Genomic DNA, 16,624 nt, shown 5'->3' with positions numbered 1-16,624 from the left:
TATGACGTCACTTTGCAATCCTTCCCTTCTGCTGGCCGTTATTTATTCGTTCTCCAGTAGGATATGTTTCCGCCCAGGCCCAGGTGACGACTTTCTTTCTCCAAGCTTAGGCCCCTGGCGGATAAAGACTTGCGTATCTTATATAACAAAAAGCATCCTCCACTCTGGAAGATGCCAGTACCTATTCACCGGCGATAATGGTCCGGTTTCTGCCTCTATTCTTGGCTGCGTAAAGTGCCCGGTCCGCCTGTCCCAGCAACTCTTCCAGCGAGACACCGTGCGTGGGATAATGGGCAATTCCCTGAGATGAGGTTACCCGCATAGCCAGAGGAACCTCGCTTTTTTCTAATGTCTTGCGGATTCTTTCGGCGACGATATAAGCATCCTCAGCCTTTGTCCTTGGAAGCAGCACAATAAATTCCTCTCCGCCGAAACGGCAGCATATATCTCCTGGACGGACATTGGCCATGAGAATTCGGGCTACCTGGCGCAGCACCTCATCTCCAGTCAAATGGCCGTACGTATCATTCACAAATTTGAACTTATCCACATCCAGAACGATCAAAGAAAAAGCCATTCGCGCGGCGATCCACTGATTCATACTGATTTCCAGTGATCTTCGGTTCACTAGTCCTGTCAGCAGATCGGTCATCGCCTCCTGGGCCAGTTGATCATTCTGCTTTTGGATATCTTTCCAGGCCATAACGACTGCTTGGGTCAGTAGATCTGCTTCCCGGTTCCAATGAGATTTCAGTTCAGGCACCCCGATATTGTCTTTGCCCATCTTGTTCACCAGGTCAGCAAGAAACACGAAGGGTTTGGCCAACTGGTGGGCCAGCAGAAAAACAAATATCAGCAAAATTACAAAAGGAATAATCGTATAAGCAAGAATTTTGCGCATATGGGCCATTAGTTGTTCCTGAATGAAATCTACAGGTGATACAACGACAATTCCCCAGCCATTCGCCGGAACGGCAGAAAAGCCGGCTAGCATGGACTGCCCCTTTACATTTGGCGCCTCCATTTGTCCGCTTTCACCGTTCATCAGCTTCTGTACCACCTTATTAGCGCTAACATCTTCATTCATCCGCCCTTTATCGGGATGGAACAGCACATGCCCTTCAGAGCTGACGATGTAGTAATATGAACCGGAATCATCTATGTTATTATTCCCAAAAATCATATTGAGGATATTGAAGTCCTGCAGATAGACGGTGCCTCCGAGCACTCCAAGATATCCCTTGTCTTCGCTGTACAGCGGCTCACTCATAAAGAAAAGCATTCTTCCCGTTGAGATGGTGGTGTACGGTGCGGATAAATATGAGTTTTTTAACCGCAGCGCCTCCTTGACCGGAGGAGAGACTATCGGTTGCCCGACGATCCCCAGCGATGCAGGTGAATTGTTAAGAACCACGCCGTCAGCGCTTATCACAATTATCGAATTAAAATAGTTGCTGCTGTTGCGCATTAGCTCTAAATAGCGGTCAATAGCCCCCGGCTGTGCTGTCTCAAGCTTGGAAATCTGATCTGCGCTATACAACAGACTGCTGCGCATGGAACGAAAAAGTGAATCTACTGTCTTGCTCATTCTCTCGGCATTGGACAGATTCAGATTAAGTGTAGTTTCCATCAGTGATTTTTTCTTGGATTCATATGAACCGATGAGCAAAATCGTTGTTGTGAGCAGAAACACGAGTGTTACCAGGGCAATAAGCAGCCAAGTCAGACTAAGCTTCTTTTTGGACCGGGCATCTGCTCCCCGTGGTAAAGACATTCCTAAACCTCCTTGTATTCGCGAGCCTATTTGTACTAATTATAAACGAATGCGAAACAGAGTCTACCTGCATTTTTTTTCCATTTTCCGCACCTGCCGGCACTTCAGCCGCTGCTGGCCGGACAAAATTTAAGAGCAGGCGGCGGGACGTATTCCCCGGCCACTTGCTCTTTTTAATTGAGCCGATTACCAGCCACTTCGAAGTACCAATGAGCTGATTTGAGCGGTATGATGACGGTTATGCCATACATATCTTTGGACTGCCGCATCGAGCGTCATTGTCCCGAGTCCCAGACTTACAAAGGTTCGATTATAGTCCGCTTCGTGCATTGCATCCAGCAAAAGCGCAAATCTCCCGTTGAGGTGCTTCAGCAGCTGAAGAGAAGATTCAATGGGCTCCTCCAGATAATCGCTTTGTTCCGCCCATAAGTCCTGCCGGTACGAAGGTATCTCGGGGGCATCCTCAGTCAATCCCCGCTTAAAACGCAGATAGGAATACATATTCGTATCTGCCAGATGATGCACCACTTGCCGTACGCTCCACCCGCCTGGCCGGTAGGGTGTGTTCAGCTGCTCCAGTGTCAGCGGCTCTACTGCTTTGCTTAAGACCTCCGCCAGCTGGCGGATATCTTGAGCCGACTGCTTCCGTGCTTCGCTTGTCCGGCATTCTGCCGCTTCGAACCTTCCGATAGGGTAGCGCAAACGATCCATTTCCTGATCTGTTGATGTATAGTCCCCCATAATAATGTCCCTACCCTTCCTATAACTTTAATGATAAAAAGGAGAAACCAAAACGGCCCCTCCTTTACGTGCATAAGTCGCACAGCTTTACAGCAAATCGTAAAACTCGTCTAAATTCTCCACCGTATAATCCGGCTTCACCTCATGGTTCCAGACCTCTTGATTCCGGTTAAGCCAGCAGGCCTTAAGGCCCGCTCTTGCCGCTCCCAGCACATCCGAAACAGAATCACCAATATGGATAATCTGTCCGGGTTCTACTCCATAATGCGCAATAACCTCGTCAAACATCCGGTTATGGCTGTCATTCTTATACGACAGGTACTCTTCTGAAGTAAACAGCCTGATTGGATAACTCTTGTAAAAATCGGGAAGCATCTCCACATCTGTATCGCTGACAATACACACTTGATATTCTCCAGTGATCCGCTGCAAAAAATGCTCCGTCTCCTCATACAACTCGGACAAACGGTGTTCAGCAAATAATACATCTACTGCCTGCAGGTAATCATATTCCATCGCCTCCTGCTGAAACACTTTCTGGAAGCTGTCGCTGTATATCTCTTTGCTCGTCCAGTAGACCCCGGAATCGCGGATTGTTGTGGCGGCCTTGTAATAGTAGCTTAACAGCAGCCCGCCAAGCTCTGCCGCCCGTTCCTCGCTAAAGCGCTCCTGCAGGATCGGCTTCCACACATTTCCCGTCCGCCCCTGAATATTTACCAGCGTTTGAAACATATCCAGGCTAACTACTTTATATGGTTTCATGAACTTCCTCCTACACATTAAAGCGTGCAGTCACGAACACTGCCGGTGAATTCCAGTAAATATATGTACATGCTATAAGTATCAGCACTGCTTAGACTATGACTAATTCCCTAACAGCTTGATGAAATCGGCGGGCAGATGTAATTGCTGGTTGTTAAGGATGATCCGGCGCAGCTCTTCAAAGGAATCGTCCTCCTGGGCGTCCTTAATCTCCTGAATCTCGCGGTGCAGGCGTTCCATTTGCAGGTCAAGATCAGCTGCTTTATCGGCAGCTTGTTTGAGTTCGCGGGTCAGATGTTCAGGTACCGACTGGCTGTATTTATAGAAAATTTTGTGTTCAAGGCTAGCCCAGAAGTCCATCGCAATTGTACGAATCTGCACTTCAACACATACCAGCTCTGTGCAGTCCGACAGAAATACCGGAACCTCCACTAACAGATGCAGGCTCTGGTACCCGTTTGGTTTCGGATTCTTAATATAGTCCTTAACCTCAAGCACCTTCAGATCATCCTGCTTCTGCAGCATTTCACTGACACTGTATATATCCGAGATAAAAGAGCAGGTGATTCGCAGGCCGGCGATATCCTTGATGCTGGATTTCACAGCAGCCAGCGAAAGCTCACTGTTCTTGCGCAGCATTTTACTCATAATGCTCTCCGGGGATTTGATCCGTGATTTGGTATGCTCTATCGGGCTGTAGTCATGAAGGATCTGAAACTCCTGTTTCAAAATTTCAATCTTGGTCTCCATTTCCTCCAGAGCGAATCTATAAATCATCATAAAGCGGGTCAATTCGTGTTTGATCTGTTTTAAATTCTCCATCTGGTTGTTGTCGACATTCATAATTAGTTCTCCTCTTCTAACTTCTACAAGTCCCGCATGTCCATTCGGCTGCCGTTCCCTATAGTAATCTTTCATTCATCATAGCCAATCTACCGGCTGAATTCAAATCCAGCGACGCACAAAAAGGCTATCTGACGGGATCTGCTACAGACCCCTATCAGATAACCTTTGCTATGAGCTGGCTTGGTGATACCCAATACCTTCTAGATAAATACCTCTTCAACCGACAGGCTGCGCTCCCGTGACAAATCTCTGAACGTTTCGTTCACTTTTACCAGCGGCTTAAACATATCCAGCGGATTATTCATTACGATAGTGCCTATTTCCCCGTTGCTAAGCCGGACATTCTTGCCTACGAAGCCTGGCAGCATATGTCCTGTAAGAGCCTGTACTACATTACCGTTCAGCTTGCCGAAACCCATCTCATGCACTTGGCGCAGCACGGTAACCAATCCCTGTTTGGGCTGGTTCAGTCGCGAAGTTGTAAGTCCCATGTAAATGTTTGCTACAGTGACGATTTCGGTATACGGGTGAATTTCACCTTTACGGATCATGTTCGGATAACCTGAACCATCCTCAAACTCATGATGCTGCAGTGCTACCAGCGCCGTACCTTCATCCTTCATAGAACTGCGGATGATATCGTAGCCGTGGGAAGTATGGCGTCTCAGCTCGTCCTCCTCGATAGCGTTCAACAGTCCAACTTTATTCAGTATGGACAATGGCACCTGGCTCTTGCCGATATCATGCAGATAGCCGGCACGGCTGATCATGTACCGTTCCTCTTTGGAATAGCCAAGCCAGGAAGCAATATAATAAGACAGCATCCCGACCAGCAAAGAGTGTTGATAAGTGTCAATATCGTCCCGGTCAAGGAGGAGCAGCAGAGAAACCACATCTTTTTGCGCATCCAGTGTTTCCAGCAGCGGCCGCAGTGTGCCGTCCACCATGGACGGGCTAAAGCTTCCCTGAGCCAGCGCCTCCATAAAAATAGATTCGTAATTTTGTATCGCGAGATCAAAATCCTCATTCAAACCGTGGTTTAAATCCGCATCTTTCCCATCACGGGACAGCAAGCGCGCCTCAATATCCACATAATCTATTTTGTGCCGCATCAGGATGGTAATTTCCTCCCGTTCTACGACAGTTCCCTTAGGGAGAACATGCAGGCCCAGACTATTGAAAGTGTCCGTGATAAGGCAATCGCCATTTTTGAGATCTGTGACATGTACTTTCAAAAGTATCAGCACCCCTTCTTATGTACAGGAATCAATAAATTCCCAGAGCTTTACTTGATCATAGTCAAAAGTGCTCAAAGTAACAATATGGTGAAAGTCGCATTCACGCCGCCGGCATAGTTCAAATGTACCCCCTACTTTAGCCACCCACCTGTATGATTTTACATCCATTTTAAAAATCTTTTGTATTTTAGCTGGATCCCGTTTACTTCAGCCCAACTGGTCAACTCCTTCATCGCCTGCTCCCGGTCATCCATAAATCTGAAGCATAGATTGAAAGGTACGATACGTTTGCCTCTTGGCATAATACCGATTAAAGGACCATCAATCATAATCCACTTAATCTCTCCCGGCAACAGCCTTCTATTTCGGAGAAAGATGGACTCTCTCCCCCATTTGATTTCAGTTGCCTTCCGCAACGCTTGAAACATAAAAAACAGCAGCAGCAAACCGCAGACGCAGAGCCAAGTTACTACGAAATAGCTAAGTGCGGGGTGCGAGTGAGCCGTGTTAGCTGAATTTATATGAATCATATATATTTCTATGACGATCACGAAAACCATACTCAGCATTGATCTTAAAGCTAAGGGAAATTTGATGCTTGTTGCAAAAGTATCCGGCATAATGTACTCCTTTCACGAAACGGGTATTGTATACTTTAACTGCTCTCCACAAAACTAAGCGTTTGCTTCCGAAGCAGTTTTGTGTGAAGTTAAACTATGGAGCGATTGCTCACAAAACTAAGCGTTTGCTTCCAAAATAGTTTTGTGATGAAGTTAAACAATGAAGCGGTTGCTCACAAAACTTTGAGGAGGATGTAGCATGTTCGAGCATCTCGTTATTTTTAGATTCAATGAGCATTATGAACCACAAAAAGAAGCGCTGCTGATGCAGACACTTCTGGGTTTAAAGGACCAAATACCGGGGATCGCGGACCTTACGGCAGGTGTAAATGTCACGGAAGAGACTGAGAATATGCATGGATACACACTAGGGCTTCGCGTGACCTTTACAGATCAGGAAGCCCTCCGCCAATACGGGCCGCATCCGGCACACCGCCATTTTGTTGAACTGCTTGAGGGGATTATTGAAAATGTCGTAGTTGTTGATTATCCCATCGCTAAGTAACGGTTAGAAAAGATCACTGATATCGACGAGCATCTTGCCGATCAACTTATCCTTGGCCACAAAAGGCGTCGGCCACAAATGGGCATCATAGCTGACATTCCGGTTGTCACCGAGGAAAAAGTAGTGGTCTGCAGGGACGGTGACCGGTCCGAAAGTATAGTTCATCGTTTCCTTAAGATACGGCTCGTCGATCTTCTCACCGTTTCTGAACAAAGCTCCATCTTTAATCTCAACGGTGTCTCCCGGCAATCCCATCAGCCGTTTGACGTATTTTTTCTGCACGCCCTCTACCGGCGGAATAAACACAACAATATCACCATGTTTGAGCGTGGTCAGCCAGAGCATTTTCTCTACGACAAGACGGTCGTTAACCTCGATCGTTGGATCCATTGAATCGGTAGGCACGCGCATCGCCTCAGCTACATAAGTACGAATAAATAAGGACAGGACAACCCCGATTAGGATACTGGGCACCCATTGCTTCAGAAACTTTTTCATTTGCCACCTCAGTTGATTAGTTTAGAGTTCAAATCGTTCAATAATCCGGGCCATTTCGCCCTCGACATCAATCCCAGAGTTATGGGGCATATGGATGACAAGCAAACCGCCGAAGATCTGCTCCGTTCTCCCCTCGTCGTCCTCGATGCGCTGCTTCATATCCCGGATTTCCTTCGAGCTTGCCGCTTCCTTGCTGAGCAGCCAGGCATATCTTCTGAACCCGGATTTTTCCACCGTCTCCACGTAATATGAAATACCCTGCTTCTCTTTCACTCTGATGATGTCGCCTAGCACGATACCCGGGTTAAAGATCGGTGTCTCTTCAATGCGGTATTTATCCCGTGCTACCGGGGTCACATCAAGGATTTCAATCTCACGGCCAAGCTCGTCGAAGCATATGTGCAGCCCCACGGTATCCGGCATGGTCACACCCCAATTCTTATGATGTATAGCTTATTTCAGTTTTGCGAGCGACCGGGCGATGATGCGCTCCAGCGTTTTCCAGGGCAACAGCATTTTACCGAGAATCAGGGTTCTTGTCCCTTTCCCAACCGGATAGCGGAGCTTCGGTGCGGACATTGCGGCAATACGCCCGATCAGCTCAGCCACCTGCCGGGGATCGGGAGCCGTCTCTGCGGTTCTCCGGGAATAGCGCAGCACCTCTTCCAGCTTCTCCTTGTACGGTGAATCGGCCAGGCTCTGAATTCCTGTAATCCCTTTGCCCCAGATAGGCGTGCGGAAAGATCCGGGCTCCACCAGCACAACTCTGATGCCAAATGACAACAGTTCCTGGCGCAAGCTTTCGCTGAAGCCCTCAACCGCGAACTTTGAAGCAGCATATGGTGCATAACCGGGAAATCCGAACAGTCCGCTCACGCTGCTGACATTAATAATAGTGCCCGTCTGCTGCTTGCGCATCAGGGGAATGATGTTCTTGGTGACCTCCACAAGCCCAAAAAAGTTGGTATCCATCTGCCGGCGCCACTCCTCCATACTTACTTCCTCCATAAAGCCGCCAACAGCAAAACCTGCATTGTTAACCAAAACATCGACCCTGCCGAACTTCTCAATAATCTCCGAGACAGCCGATTCAATGGATGCCGTATCTGTCACATCCATTGTTACCAGATGAATCTGCCCTAGAACTCCGGCTTGCTCAGCCTGTTGCACCAGCTCGTCTTTGCGGCTTAAATCCCGCATAGAAGCGATAACCTGATATCCTTTCTCCGCAAGGGTAAGCGCGCTGAGCATCCCAAACCCGCTGGAGGTTCCAGTGATAAGCGCTATTTGGTCATAGGGCTGTTTGTTAGCGTGGATCACATATACCTCCTGCTGTTCAATGTTGATCAAGCTTCAGAATACGGTAATTGTTCTTTATGTATAGATAACCCGAATAGACAGTCAGGACAAGCGCACAGTATATTAGCATCTGATCAATGCGGATAGCCGTGATGAGGCTGAGTGGCCAATTGTTTAACAGGACTGCGGAGATCGCCGCCACTTGAAATACCATTTTCAGTTTTCCGGACTTATCGGCCTGCAGGGCGATTTTTTGCGCAGATGCCGTCATTCTGATCCCTGTTATAATAAACTCTCTGCCGATCATAATAATGGCAACCCAGGCAGCGATATCGTGCCGGCCCGCCATTAAGATCAATGCTGCCGAGATCAGCAGCTTGTCGGCCAACGGATCCAGCAGCTTGCCAAGGTTCGTAATCTGATTATATTTTCTTGCAATATAACCGTCCAGTTTATCTCTAACCGAGGCAAGAATAAATACGGCTGCAGCATAATAAACTCCATACTCATCAATATGCTGCAGAAGAGCTAATTTGCTGACTAACCCATCCGGATATATAGGAAACAGCATTACAAAAACCGGAATCATTAATATGCGCGTCACGGTTATCTTATTCGCCAGATTCATCTACGCCCTCCTTGTATATTCTTTCACTCATCATATCATAGAATAGGTTATATCTGGAAATGTAGTCAAATCAATAAAACGAACTGTCGTTCCATTTGACTCTTGACTATCCATTAATTTCAAGCTATAGTGAGTAACAAATATACACGTTGAAGCGGGCGAAGCACCTCGCAGGACAGGCATTAATGCCTTTCTTGGGGGTGCTTTTTTTGTACGCTTTAACGCGAATTCAGACAGGAGATGAAGAAGATGATTTATCCGGCAGGCAAGGAAAGCTCCAGGAACAGAAGGGCAGTGCCCGTTTATTTCAGAAGATTGGCCGGTTTGCTAATTGTATTAGTGCTCCTTACGGGCAATAGTCCGCTGGCCGCAGCAGCAGGAGACTGGGACTCCGCGCTGGAAGAATTTCATGATTTATATGAAGATTACACCGGACTGCAGGTTACGCTTAAGGCTGAAATTCCGAGGAATCAGACGCTCCGCAAACAAAATACCAGCGAGCTTTCCGCGATTAATTCGCAGCTTCAGTCCATTAACCAGACGCTCCTCAACAGACTGAAATCCGAGGCCGAAGCGATGCAGAAGAAGCATGCACCGTTACTGGAACAGTACACGACACTCGGCAAGCAGGCTTCAGCCGCCCGTAAAGCCAATAATCAGAAGTCTGCCGCTTCCTTGAATCTGAAGCGCAATAAACTGAAGACATCTGCAACTGCTGCCCGTGCGGAGATCAAAGTGAAGACTACAGCCCTTGCTGAAGCGCGGAAGTCTACCGCTGCCAAAATCAAACCGGCAAAGGATGCCCTTGCCCCGGTTTCTGCACTGCGGAAGCAAATTACTGCGGAGAACAAAAAAGTAAGCGAGCTGCAAGCTATACGCTCTGAAGCTGACAAACGTTATAAAGCTGCTGTCAAAGCAGGAGACGCTGTTGCAGCCGCTGCGGGGATGAAGCTGTCTTATGCCAAGATGAGCGAAATACGCGTCATGGTTCAGCAGATGTACAGCTGGGAGCAGAAGATATCGGCTGCGCTCCGGACAGCGGAATCCAAGATTCCGAAGTAAAGCTGCTGTCCAAAGAAACAGCTACACTGCAACGCCTGCTTCGGCGCAGTGTGGCTGTGCATTATATCAGCTGTACCAGCCAGCTGATGAAATAAGAAGCAGGCTCGAGCACAAGCTGGCCCAGCAAGGTTCCGAGGAAACGTGCGCCCATCAGCAGTACATAGATTTTTCCCAACTGGTCGCGATATTCCAAATGCTCCGTAGCCTTGTGCGTGATAATGCCAAGCTGCGGATCAATGAAGATGGTCAGCAGGATTGTAGCCAGCCCGTTGATAAGTCCTGAAGCTTGAGAGGCGGTTGTGCTGAACTCTGGCGATAAATGCGCCGCGTATAATGAGGAGAGCACCCCTACGGTATAGAACGCAGTAACAAAGATATTCATGATAATAAAACGTTTGGGAATGCCTAGATATCTGAAGCTGGGCAGTTTTATTTTCGGTTTTTTGATATATTTCCGCGTGTTCTTAAGCTGGCCGATGGTGACGCTGGTCAGCAGCTTCGGAATAGAGCCTTCCACCTCCAGCTTGGAAATCACTCTTCCAAACAGGCCCACGAAGGTAGGGAATATGGCAATCGCTATCAAAGTGCCAAGCGATGAAGCCAGCATGATGATCCGCAAATAATTGATCAAGGGAAAATCCGGGTGTGTTTTGGCAAAGTCAACAAATTTGGCGGTAAGCGGTGCTTGGATCATATTAGCCGTTCTGGATACTAGTACAATAATTCCGGTCAACGATAATGCTATGGCGATCTTGTTCAGCTTCACTCCGGCAAAGCGAACGGAATACGACAGGGTTTCTGCCGTATGAATGATCATTGTCAGCAGGCATACCACGATTAGACTGTTTGTCATTTGTCGAAATCATCTCCATTTATATAATTTATCTAGTTCATTCTGCATCCTCCTGAGGTGTTTGAAATTACGCAAGAAAACGAGAGCCCGGGTGGATCGAATCGTCCATCCCAAAGTTCTCGTACCTCTTGAACAAGCTTACTTTGACTTTATGATATTTTCATTTTCTTTGAAAAAATGAGCATTAATCCAAAGATATAATAGATGATGCATACGACTATAGCACTACAAAAAGTCACCCAAATCGTAGTAGGAGCCCATACTTTTATAAATGGCCAAGGCAATCCTCCAAGTAAAATTTTCGGAAACATGATAATTAATGTTAAACCTGCCGCAATGATCAGTGTATGTAGTACTAGCAGCAAGGTCCTTTTTACATTTAACTTTATCCAAATCCGTTGTTTTTGAGCGAGTTTCACCATGATTCTTATTATTAAGACTATGAATAAAACACCCAAACAGCCGACGACTAAACATACAATTGTTAAGATTCGGTCTAAATTTTGGTAGCTGTCAGAGGGATTGCTGGTTACGTCCTTTCCTTCCCACAAATCCATAACGCCTTGACCTATTGCAGTTGTAAAACTCGTTTTCATATTGGTCAGGATGGCTACCCCTACCTGTTCATCGGGCTGCATAATGAAGTACGATGTATATGTCGGATTCTCTCCGGCATGAGATATATATTGTTTATCTTTTTTGGTCTGGATTCCCCATCCGCTGGCATAGTAAGTATCCACATCAAAAGGCTCTACAGTTCGGTCAGGAACATGTGATTCTTTTATTAGCTGTTTATCCATAACATTGCCCGGATCAGTGCCTAGCTGCAGATTCATCCATTTCGCTATATCGTTCGCATTACTGATAATATATCCAGCTGGTATATTCCCTCGATATATTGGTGGTGAGTAGGCTTGTGCTTTCATAAATCCTATTTTATATCCGGTAGCCAGCTCTTTGGACTGGGATTGATGCAGCCCAACGAACGAATCCTTCATTCCGACCGGTTCTAAAATATGCTGCTTCATATAAATATCATAAGGCATCTTTGTTACACTCTCGATCACGAGTCCCAATACATCATAATTAATTGTTGCATATTCGAAGGAGCTTCCCGGTTTCCGATTTAGCTGCTGATCCAGTAATGTTTTAACGGTTAGTTCTAACGTTTCATTTGTATTACCTTCAGGAATGCGGGCTATTGTATTCGCTGCTATTCCGCTAGTATGATGAAGGAGCTGATTTAGAGTGATTGTTTGCGGCTCACCATTATAAGTTAATTCCAACCACGGTATATACTTCTTTACATCATCGTTTAGTTTTAACACCCCCTCTTTTTCCAATTTCAAAATGGCCAGACCAGTGAAAGCTTTCGTTGTTGAACCTATTTCAAATAAAGTATCACCGGTTACTGGTTTTTTTGTCTTTACATCCGCGTAACCGAAACCTTTCTGATATATCGTTTTCCCCTTCTCTACAATGACTAGTGAGATTCCCGGAGTTTTACTCTTACTTCTTTGTTCTTCTACAAAGTGTTCGATCTTCTGTATTTTTTTATTTGATTCGCCTGAGTCGGCGTTAGCTGTAGTCTGTGAATAACCGCTAGTCGACAGAAGAAGAATAGCGATCATTATAACAACTATTTTTAATGACGATTTCATAACTGATGCTCCTTGGTCAAATTTATGATTTTCATATAGCTACTACAGGCAACTAGGAAATAAATCGTCTGCATGGCCATATAAATGCCGATGATGACGAACGAATAAACCCAATTGGATACCATAAGCAGGTTGTCTAGTGCTTTGAGAGCGACTAGCGCATGAACGATGCCGACGAGACAGGGCACAAAGAATAGAATACCAGTCTGCGTAACAACAATTCTCCGAAGCTCGCCTGAAGACATCCCTATTCGGGTCAGCGCCTTATATTGCGCCTGATTTTCCTGCAGTTCCGTAAACAGTTTAAAGTAAATCAAGCTGCCGGAGGCTATGAAAAACAGCAAACTGATGAACACCCCAATAAACATCGTTAGCGATATCACTCCTTGGGCATCATCATACTGCGTCTTGATATCGTCCAGTTGCACCGCAAGTCCAAGCATATAAATCGTACCGGAGGCCGTTAAAATAACCGCACTTAAAATCGATACAATAAACAGCATTCGTGCATTCTCCTTCAGCTTTTGGTCAAGCTGAGCGAATACGATCAGATTCGTTCGGTTGTAGTATATGGCTGTACAACTTTGGATAAATCGAAGCAGCAATCCACTAAACTGCGTAAATAACAGGTAAGTTCCAGGCAAAATGGTAAGCAAAATATACAGCGCCAGCATGTTGAAGTTCTTTGCATTTAACATTAGAGCCATAGTATATGCGGCTGCTATGCATACGACCGAAAGCACAGCAAGCCATGGCGAATAAACGAGTTTCTCTTTCGAGCCGCCCGCTGCATTAAGCAAAACAACAATTTCCGTACGTCCCGCCCGTATCGCCGTTCCCAAGGAAATGAGTGTGAACAGCATGAAGAAACTACTTGCCGTCATGCATACCGAACGTAGCGGTATGGCAACCGGGATCGGATCTTTCAACCCTAACAACACAGCGAGTGCCATAAAGAATGGCTTGCTGAAAAAAATGCCCAAGCCGATACCAGCCCCAATGGCCATAATCGTTATAACTGTACTTTCTAAAATAATAAGTATAAGAAGCTGCCGATGCGTCATTCCAAACAAAGAAAGAAGACCGAATTCCTTCCTCCTCGACTTCAAAAACGCCGAACTGGAATAAAGTACAAACAGAAACGAGAAAACAACGATAATGTATTGGCAGAACAACATCCCCTGTTTTACTTTCACAGACCCTAAGATATGGCCACTCGCGAGGTCGGGATGAGCAAGAAACGCTGCATACATGTAAAAGATCATTACAGAGAACACACAACTCATAAAAAATGCGCTGTACGACCGCCAGTTGCCGCGAATGTTGCTAAGCGCGAGCGAACGGAACGTCATTAAAATTCCCTCCGAGCACGCTCAGAGCGTCCAATATTTGTTGGAAAAACGTTTGTCGATTGGAGCCCCGCCGAATTTCCGTGAAGATTCTTCCGTCCTTAATAAATACAATACGCTGGCAATAGCTTGCTGAGAACGGGTCGTGGGTCACCATTAACACCGTTGCCTTCCATTGTTCGTTCAACTCCTTCAACGAATCCATTACATCCTTCGCCGACTTCGAATCCAGATTGCCGGTCAGCTCATCTGCAAGCATTAACGAAGGTTCATTAATGAAGGCACGTGCAATAGCCGCTCGCTGCTTCTGACCACCAGACACCTCATACGTACGTTTGTTCAACAGTTTAGCAATTTCTAACCGCTCGGCTAGCATATACAATCTATGTTCGATTAACTTAGGGGCCACCCCTTCTAATACAAGCGGCAAGATAATGTTTTCTTTGATGGACAGCGAGTCCAGCAAATTGAAATCCTGAAAGATGAACCCAAGCTCGCGCCTTCTGAAAAACGCCAAATTTTTATTGCTGAGCTTGCTCGGATCAATACCGTTAATTTCTATGTATCCGGCCGTCGGACGATCAATTACTGCGAGCAGATTAAGCAACGTTGTCTTGCCGCTTCCGGATGGCCCCATAACACCGACAAATTCGCCGCTTTCTACACGTAAATCAATGTCATGTAAAGCTGTACAAACAACATTGCCTTTGGAGCTGTAAATTTTACTCAGTCCCTGCGCTTCAAGTAAAGTCATTATTCAATTTTCCTCCCCCCGTTTCAGTCTGCATAGTCTGTTGTCTTAACAAAATTTAGTATAGCGGGCCATGCTCGCTGAACCCATCGATTTATATTACAAAATCACGCTTCACACATAACAAAGTTGTCACATAGCCTACATGCTTTTTCCTGTTTTTCCGCCTAGAATATGTATGCTCTCAGGTTGAAAAGTGATTGTAAAAGTCGTACCCATGCCTAGTTCCGACGTTACCGATAGTACGTGACCTAGTCTGCCGCACACCTGCTTCGCCAAATACAATCCCATTCCCGTCGATTCTCCTGCAGATTGCCCATTCTCACCGGTAAAGAAAGGATCAAATATTCGTGGTATATCGTGCGTTGCTATGCCGCTCCCCTCATCTGTTATGCTAATTTTACAACCTGTTTCTGTATTCTGCTCTAAGTGAAAAACAAGGCTTTTCATGCCTTGTTTGTGTTTGCTGTATTTAATTGCATTGCTGACTATTTGATTTATTACGACTGTTATCCACTTCTCATCCGTTTCCGGCCATGCTTCACCATCAATTTGCGGTATTACGGCATGACGGATACAAAGCCGCTTGTGTGCAATCAGAACTTCACGAATTACATTGTGCAGCGGGACTTTTTTGAGATGAATATCCATTTCGAACTTATCGAGACGCGCAGTATACAGTAGCATCTCCAGACCTCTCGTCATTCGATCAGCCTCTTCATGCAGACTGAGAATAAGCTCTTTCTGCTCCTCTTCAGAAGAAGGCATCTGCTTCAGGCTTTCTTGCAAGAGTATATCTATAACCGATAAAGGAGTCTTCATATGATGCACCCACTGCAGAACAAAATAGTTGTGGAGCTCTTGCTGGCGGCGATATGCTCCAAGTTTATTCAAATAAGCGCTGTTTTGCCGGTCTAACAAGCGTATGACCAGCTGCTGCTCTGCCGTAACGGCTGACTGCACGATCGCTGCCGCCTGTAATTCATCAGATCCTTCAACCGCATTTCTGAGCTGTTTGTGATATTCACGATTTCGAATATAGTCAATAACCAATCCAAGTACCCCAATAAAAGCAGCTGCAGCCACAAAATAAAAAATCGTGCTCTCATCCATCATTCCAGGATAACGCGCATTTTCCAGCAGCATTAAGCAGGCACCAACCCCAATAATTGCAAACGTAGATAATACAAAAATTAGCCGATCACGAAAAAATAAAGCAACCGATCGCAATCTCATGAGCCAAGCTCCCCCTGCTCCTCGCCCAGGGCCAGTTTATAACCCATACCACGAACCGTCGTGATCGCATTAGGCAGACCAAGTTCCTCCAGCTTCTTCCGCAACCTTGTCACGTTGACCGTTAACGTGTTGTCATCGACAAACTGTGCATTGTCCCATAACTTCCCCAGAAGTTGATCCCGCGAGACGGTTCTTCCATATTGCTGCATGAAGCATTCAGCTAACAACTGCTCATTCTTTGTAATCTGGGTTTTCTGATCTTGCCATATAAGTTCATTACGGCTTAGATTCAGTCGTAAACCATGTGCATTAAATTCACTGTCGGGCAGCAAGACAGTCCCGTTAGAAGCCGAATAATCCCCGTAAACTCTCCTTAGAATACTTTTTACCTTCGCGATTAAAAGGTCTAAATGAATTGGCTTCGTAATGTAATCATCACCGCCGTTCTCTATGGCCATCACCTGATCCATCTCACTCGCCCGCGCAGATATGAAGATGATCGGCAGGTTGGAGCGTGTACGGATTTGTCTGCACCAATAATAGCCATCAAAGTACGGCAGATTAATATCAAGCATGACCAAATGTGGATCATACGCCTCAAATTCAGTAATTATTTCGCGAAATTGCGTTACACAAGATGCTTCAAATCCGTATTTCTCCATATTCCTTTTTAGAAGGGCACTAATTTTACTATCATCCTCCACAATGAAAATCCGGTACATACGATTCCTCCTTCAAGCTTTCCCTGTAAGCCAACTATTAGTATAGCAAAATGTTGAAACACACAAGAATAAAGAGTAT

The 16,624-nt window shown here is 45.9% G+C and carries 18 protein-coding genes; 2 read left to right on the top strand and 16 right to left on the bottom strand.

All coding sequences use genetic code 11. The features are described from left to right. Positions 1 to 181: 181 nt before the first annotated feature. The 6 genes from NST07_RS13070 to NST07_RS13045 all read right to left on the bottom strand — a co-directional run bounded on the left by NST07_RS13070 (position 182) and on the right by NST07_RS13045 (position 5,981). Entirely contained in the window at positions 182 to 1,774 is a 1,593-nt protein-coding gene (locus tag NST07_RS13070) for a sensor domain-containing diguanylate cyclase (protein WP_341092254.1), read from the bottom strand. A gap of 186 nt (positions 1,775 to 1,960) precedes the next feature. Continuing rightward, a complete protein-coding gene (locus NST07_RS13065) occupies positions 1,961 to 2,515 on the bottom strand; it encodes a YfiT family bacillithiol transferase (RefSeq protein ID WP_342481707.1) in 555 nt (184 codons plus the stop codon). An 87-nt stretch (positions 2,516 to 2,602) separates the two neighbouring features. After that, a complete protein-coding gene (locus NST07_RS13060; protein WP_341092250.1) occupies positions 2,603 to 3,277 on the bottom strand; it encodes an HAD family hydrolase in 675 nt (224 codons plus the stop codon). A gap of 102 nt (positions 3,278 to 3,379) precedes the next feature. After that, positions 3,380 to 4,120 carry a GTP pyrophosphokinase family protein gene (locus NST07_RS13055; RefSeq protein ID WP_038590140.1) on the bottom strand — a complete coding sequence of 247 codons (741 nt, stop codon included), beginning with the start codon at positions 4,118 to 4,120 and terminating at the stop codon, positions 3,380 to 3,382. A gap of 203 nt (positions 4,121 to 4,323) precedes the next feature. After that, positions 4,324 to 5,358 (bottom strand): HD domain-containing phosphohydrolase, encoded by a 1,035-nt coding sequence (locus NST07_RS13050; RefSeq protein WP_341092248.1) that lies wholly within the window; start codon positions 5,356 to 5,358, stop codon positions 4,324 to 4,326. A 161-nt stretch (positions 5,359 to 5,519) separates the two neighbouring features. After that, on the bottom strand, positions 5,520 to 5,981 hold the full coding sequence (locus NST07_RS13045) for a hypothetical protein (protein ID WP_341092247.1): 462 nt from the start codon (positions 5,979 to 5,981) through the stop codon (positions 5,520 to 5,522). 199 nt (positions 5,982 to 6,180) lie between these two features. Here NST07_RS13045 and NST07_RS13040 point away from each other — a divergent pair, with 199 nt between their 5' ends. Beyond that, on the top strand, positions 6,181 to 6,486 hold the full coding sequence (locus tag NST07_RS13040; protein ID WP_341092245.1) for a Dabb family protein: 306 nt from the start codon (positions 6,181 to 6,183) through the stop codon (positions 6,484 to 6,486). A gap of 3 nt (positions 6,487 to 6,489) precedes the next feature. On the opposite strand, the gene lepB is transcribed toward NST07_RS13040, so the two are convergent. Genes lepB through pgsA form a run of 4 tightly spaced genes read right to left on the bottom strand, consistent with a single transcriptional unit; the run spans position 6,490 to position 8,911 of the window. Beyond that, on the bottom strand, positions 6,490 to 6,984 hold the full coding sequence (gene lepB / locus NST07_RS13035) for a signal peptidase I (protein ID WP_341092243.1): 495 nt from the start codon (positions 6,982 to 6,984) through the stop codon (positions 6,490 to 6,492). Between the two features lie 21 nt (positions 6,985 to 7,005). Further along, positions 7,006 to 7,407, bottom strand: a complete 402-nt coding sequence (locus NST07_RS13030) for a DUF4265 domain-containing protein (protein ID WP_341092241.1) — start codon at positions 7,405 to 7,407, stop codon at positions 7,006 to 7,008. A gap of 30 nt (positions 7,408 to 7,437) precedes the next feature. Then, positions 7,438 to 8,304, bottom strand: a complete 867-nt coding sequence (locus NST07_RS13025; protein WP_341092240.1) for an SDR family oxidoreductase — start codon at positions 8,302 to 8,304, stop codon at positions 7,438 to 7,440. Between the two features lie 16 nt (positions 8,305 to 8,320). Then, entirely contained in the window at positions 8,321 to 8,911 is a 591-nt protein-coding gene (gene pgsA / locus NST07_RS13020) for a CDP-diacylglycerol--glycerol-3-phosphate 3-phosphatidyltransferase (RefSeq protein WP_342481706.1), read from the bottom strand. A gap of 249 nt (positions 8,912 to 9,160) precedes the next feature. On the opposite strand from pgsA, the gene NST07_RS13015 reads away from it, so the two are divergent. After that, entirely contained in the window at positions 9,161 to 9,973 is an 813-nt protein-coding gene (locus tag NST07_RS13015) for a hypothetical protein (RefSeq protein ID WP_341092237.1), read from the top strand. 61 nt (positions 9,974 to 10,034) lie between these two features. Here NST07_RS13015 and NST07_RS13010 read toward each other — a convergent pair whose 3' ends face one another. The 6 genes from NST07_RS13010 to NST07_RS12985 form a co-directional block, all read right to left on the bottom strand. Beyond that, positions 10,035 to 10,826, bottom strand: coding sequence for a lipid II flippase Amj family protein (locus tag NST07_RS13010; RefSeq protein WP_038590118.1), 792 nt, complete (start codon positions 10,824 to 10,826; stop codon positions 10,035 to 10,037). Positions 10,827 to 10,975: 149 nt separating this feature from the next. Further along, on the bottom strand, positions 10,976 to 12,487 hold the full coding sequence (locus NST07_RS13005) for a serine hydrolase domain-containing protein (RefSeq protein WP_341378257.1): 1,512 nt from the start codon (positions 12,485 to 12,487) through the stop codon (positions 10,976 to 10,978). Continuing rightward, a complete protein-coding gene (locus NST07_RS13000) occupies positions 12,484 to 13,839 on the bottom strand; it encodes an FtsX-like permease family protein (RefSeq protein ID WP_341092235.1) in 1,356 nt (451 codons plus the stop codon). Before NST07_RS13000 ends, NST07_RS13005 begins: the two co-directional genes overlap by 4 nt. Further along, entirely contained in the window at positions 13,814 to 14,590 is a 777-nt protein-coding gene (locus tag NST07_RS12995; RefSeq protein WP_341092234.1) for an ABC transporter ATP-binding protein, read from the bottom strand. Before NST07_RS12995 ends, NST07_RS13000 begins: the two co-directional genes overlap by 26 nt. A 138-nt stretch (positions 14,591 to 14,728) precedes the next feature. Further along, complete coding sequence (locus NST07_RS12990; protein WP_341092232.1) at positions 14,729 to 15,823, bottom strand: sensor histidine kinase; 1,095 nt, start codon at positions 15,821 to 15,823, stop codon at positions 14,729 to 14,731. After that, positions 15,820 to 16,545, bottom strand: a complete 726-nt coding sequence (locus NST07_RS12985; protein WP_341092231.1) for a response regulator transcription factor — start codon at positions 16,543 to 16,545, stop codon at positions 15,820 to 15,822. Before NST07_RS12985 ends, NST07_RS12990 begins: the two co-directional genes overlap by 4 nt. Positions 16,546 to 16,624: the final 79 nt, after the last annotated feature.

The sequence above is a fragment of the Paenibacillus sp. FSL L8-0340 genome, from assembly GCF_038593145.1.
In the GTDB taxonomy this organism is placed as follows: domain Bacteria; phylum Bacillota; class Bacilli; order Paenibacillales; family Paenibacillaceae; genus Paenibacillus_AQ.
The sequence above is the reverse complement of the archived record's forward strand: the minus strand, read 5'-3'. Positions and strand labels throughout refer to the sequence as shown.

Bases quoted from the DNA above. Each gene is read 5' to 3' on its own strand.
- lepB (WP_341092243.1), bottom strand. From the start codon at position 6,984: ATGAAAAAGTTTCTGAAGCAATGGGTGCCCAGTATCCTAATCGGGGTT.
- NST07_RS12995 (WP_341092234.1), bottom strand. From the start codon at position 14,590: ATGACTTTACTTGAAGCGCAGGGACTGAGTAAAATTTACAGCTCCAAA.
- NST07_RS13060 (WP_341092250.1), bottom strand. From the start codon at position 3,277: ATGAAACCATATAAAGTAGTTAGCCTGGATATGTTTCAAACGCTGGTA.
- NST07_RS13070 (WP_341092254.1), bottom strand. From the start codon at position 1,774: ATGTCTTTACCACGGGGAGCAGATGCCCGGTCCAAAAAGAAGCTTAGT.
- NST07_RS12985 (WP_341092231.1), bottom strand. From the start codon at position 16,545: ATGTACCGGATTTTCATTGTGGAGGATGATAGTAAAATTAGTGCCCTT.
- pgsA (WP_342481706.1), bottom strand. From the start codon at position 8,911: ATGAATCTGGCGAATAAGATAACCGTGACGCGCATATTAATGATTCCG.
- NST07_RS13015 (WP_341092237.1), top strand. From the start codon at position 9,161: ATGATTTATCCGGCAGGCAAGGAAAGCTCCAGGAACAGAAGGGCAGTG.
- NST07_RS13000 (WP_341092235.1), bottom strand. From the start codon at position 13,839: ATGACGTTCCGTTCGCTCGCGCTTAGCAACATTCGCGGCAACTGGCGG.
- NST07_RS12990 (WP_341092232.1), bottom strand. From the start codon at position 15,823: ATGAGATTGCGATCGGTTGCTTTATTTTTTCGTGATCGGCTAATTTTT.
- NST07_RS13030 (WP_341092241.1), bottom strand. From the start codon at position 7,407: ATGCCGGATACCGTGGGGCTGCACATATGCTTCGACGAGCTTGGCCGT.
- NST07_RS13040 (WP_341092245.1), top strand. From the start codon at position 6,181: ATGTTCGAGCATCTCGTTATTTTTAGATTCAATGAGCATTATGAACCA.
- NST07_RS13005 (WP_341378257.1), bottom strand. From the start codon at position 12,487: ATGAAATCGTCATTAAAAATAGTTGTTATAATGATCGCTATTCTTCTT.
- NST07_RS13045 (WP_341092247.1), bottom strand. From the start codon at position 5,981: ATGCCGGATACTTTTGCAACAAGCATCAAATTTCCCTTAGCTTTAAGA.
- NST07_RS13055 (WP_038590140.1), bottom strand. From the start codon at position 4,120: ATGAATGTCGACAACAACCAGATGGAGAATTTAAAACAGATCAAACAC.
- NST07_RS13065 (WP_342481707.1), bottom strand. From the start codon at position 2,515: ATGGGGGACTATACATCAACAGATCAGGAAATGGATCGTTTGCGCTAC.
- NST07_RS13010 (WP_038590118.1), bottom strand. From the start codon at position 10,826: ATGACAAACAGTCTAATCGTGGTATGCCTGCTGACAATGATCATTCAT.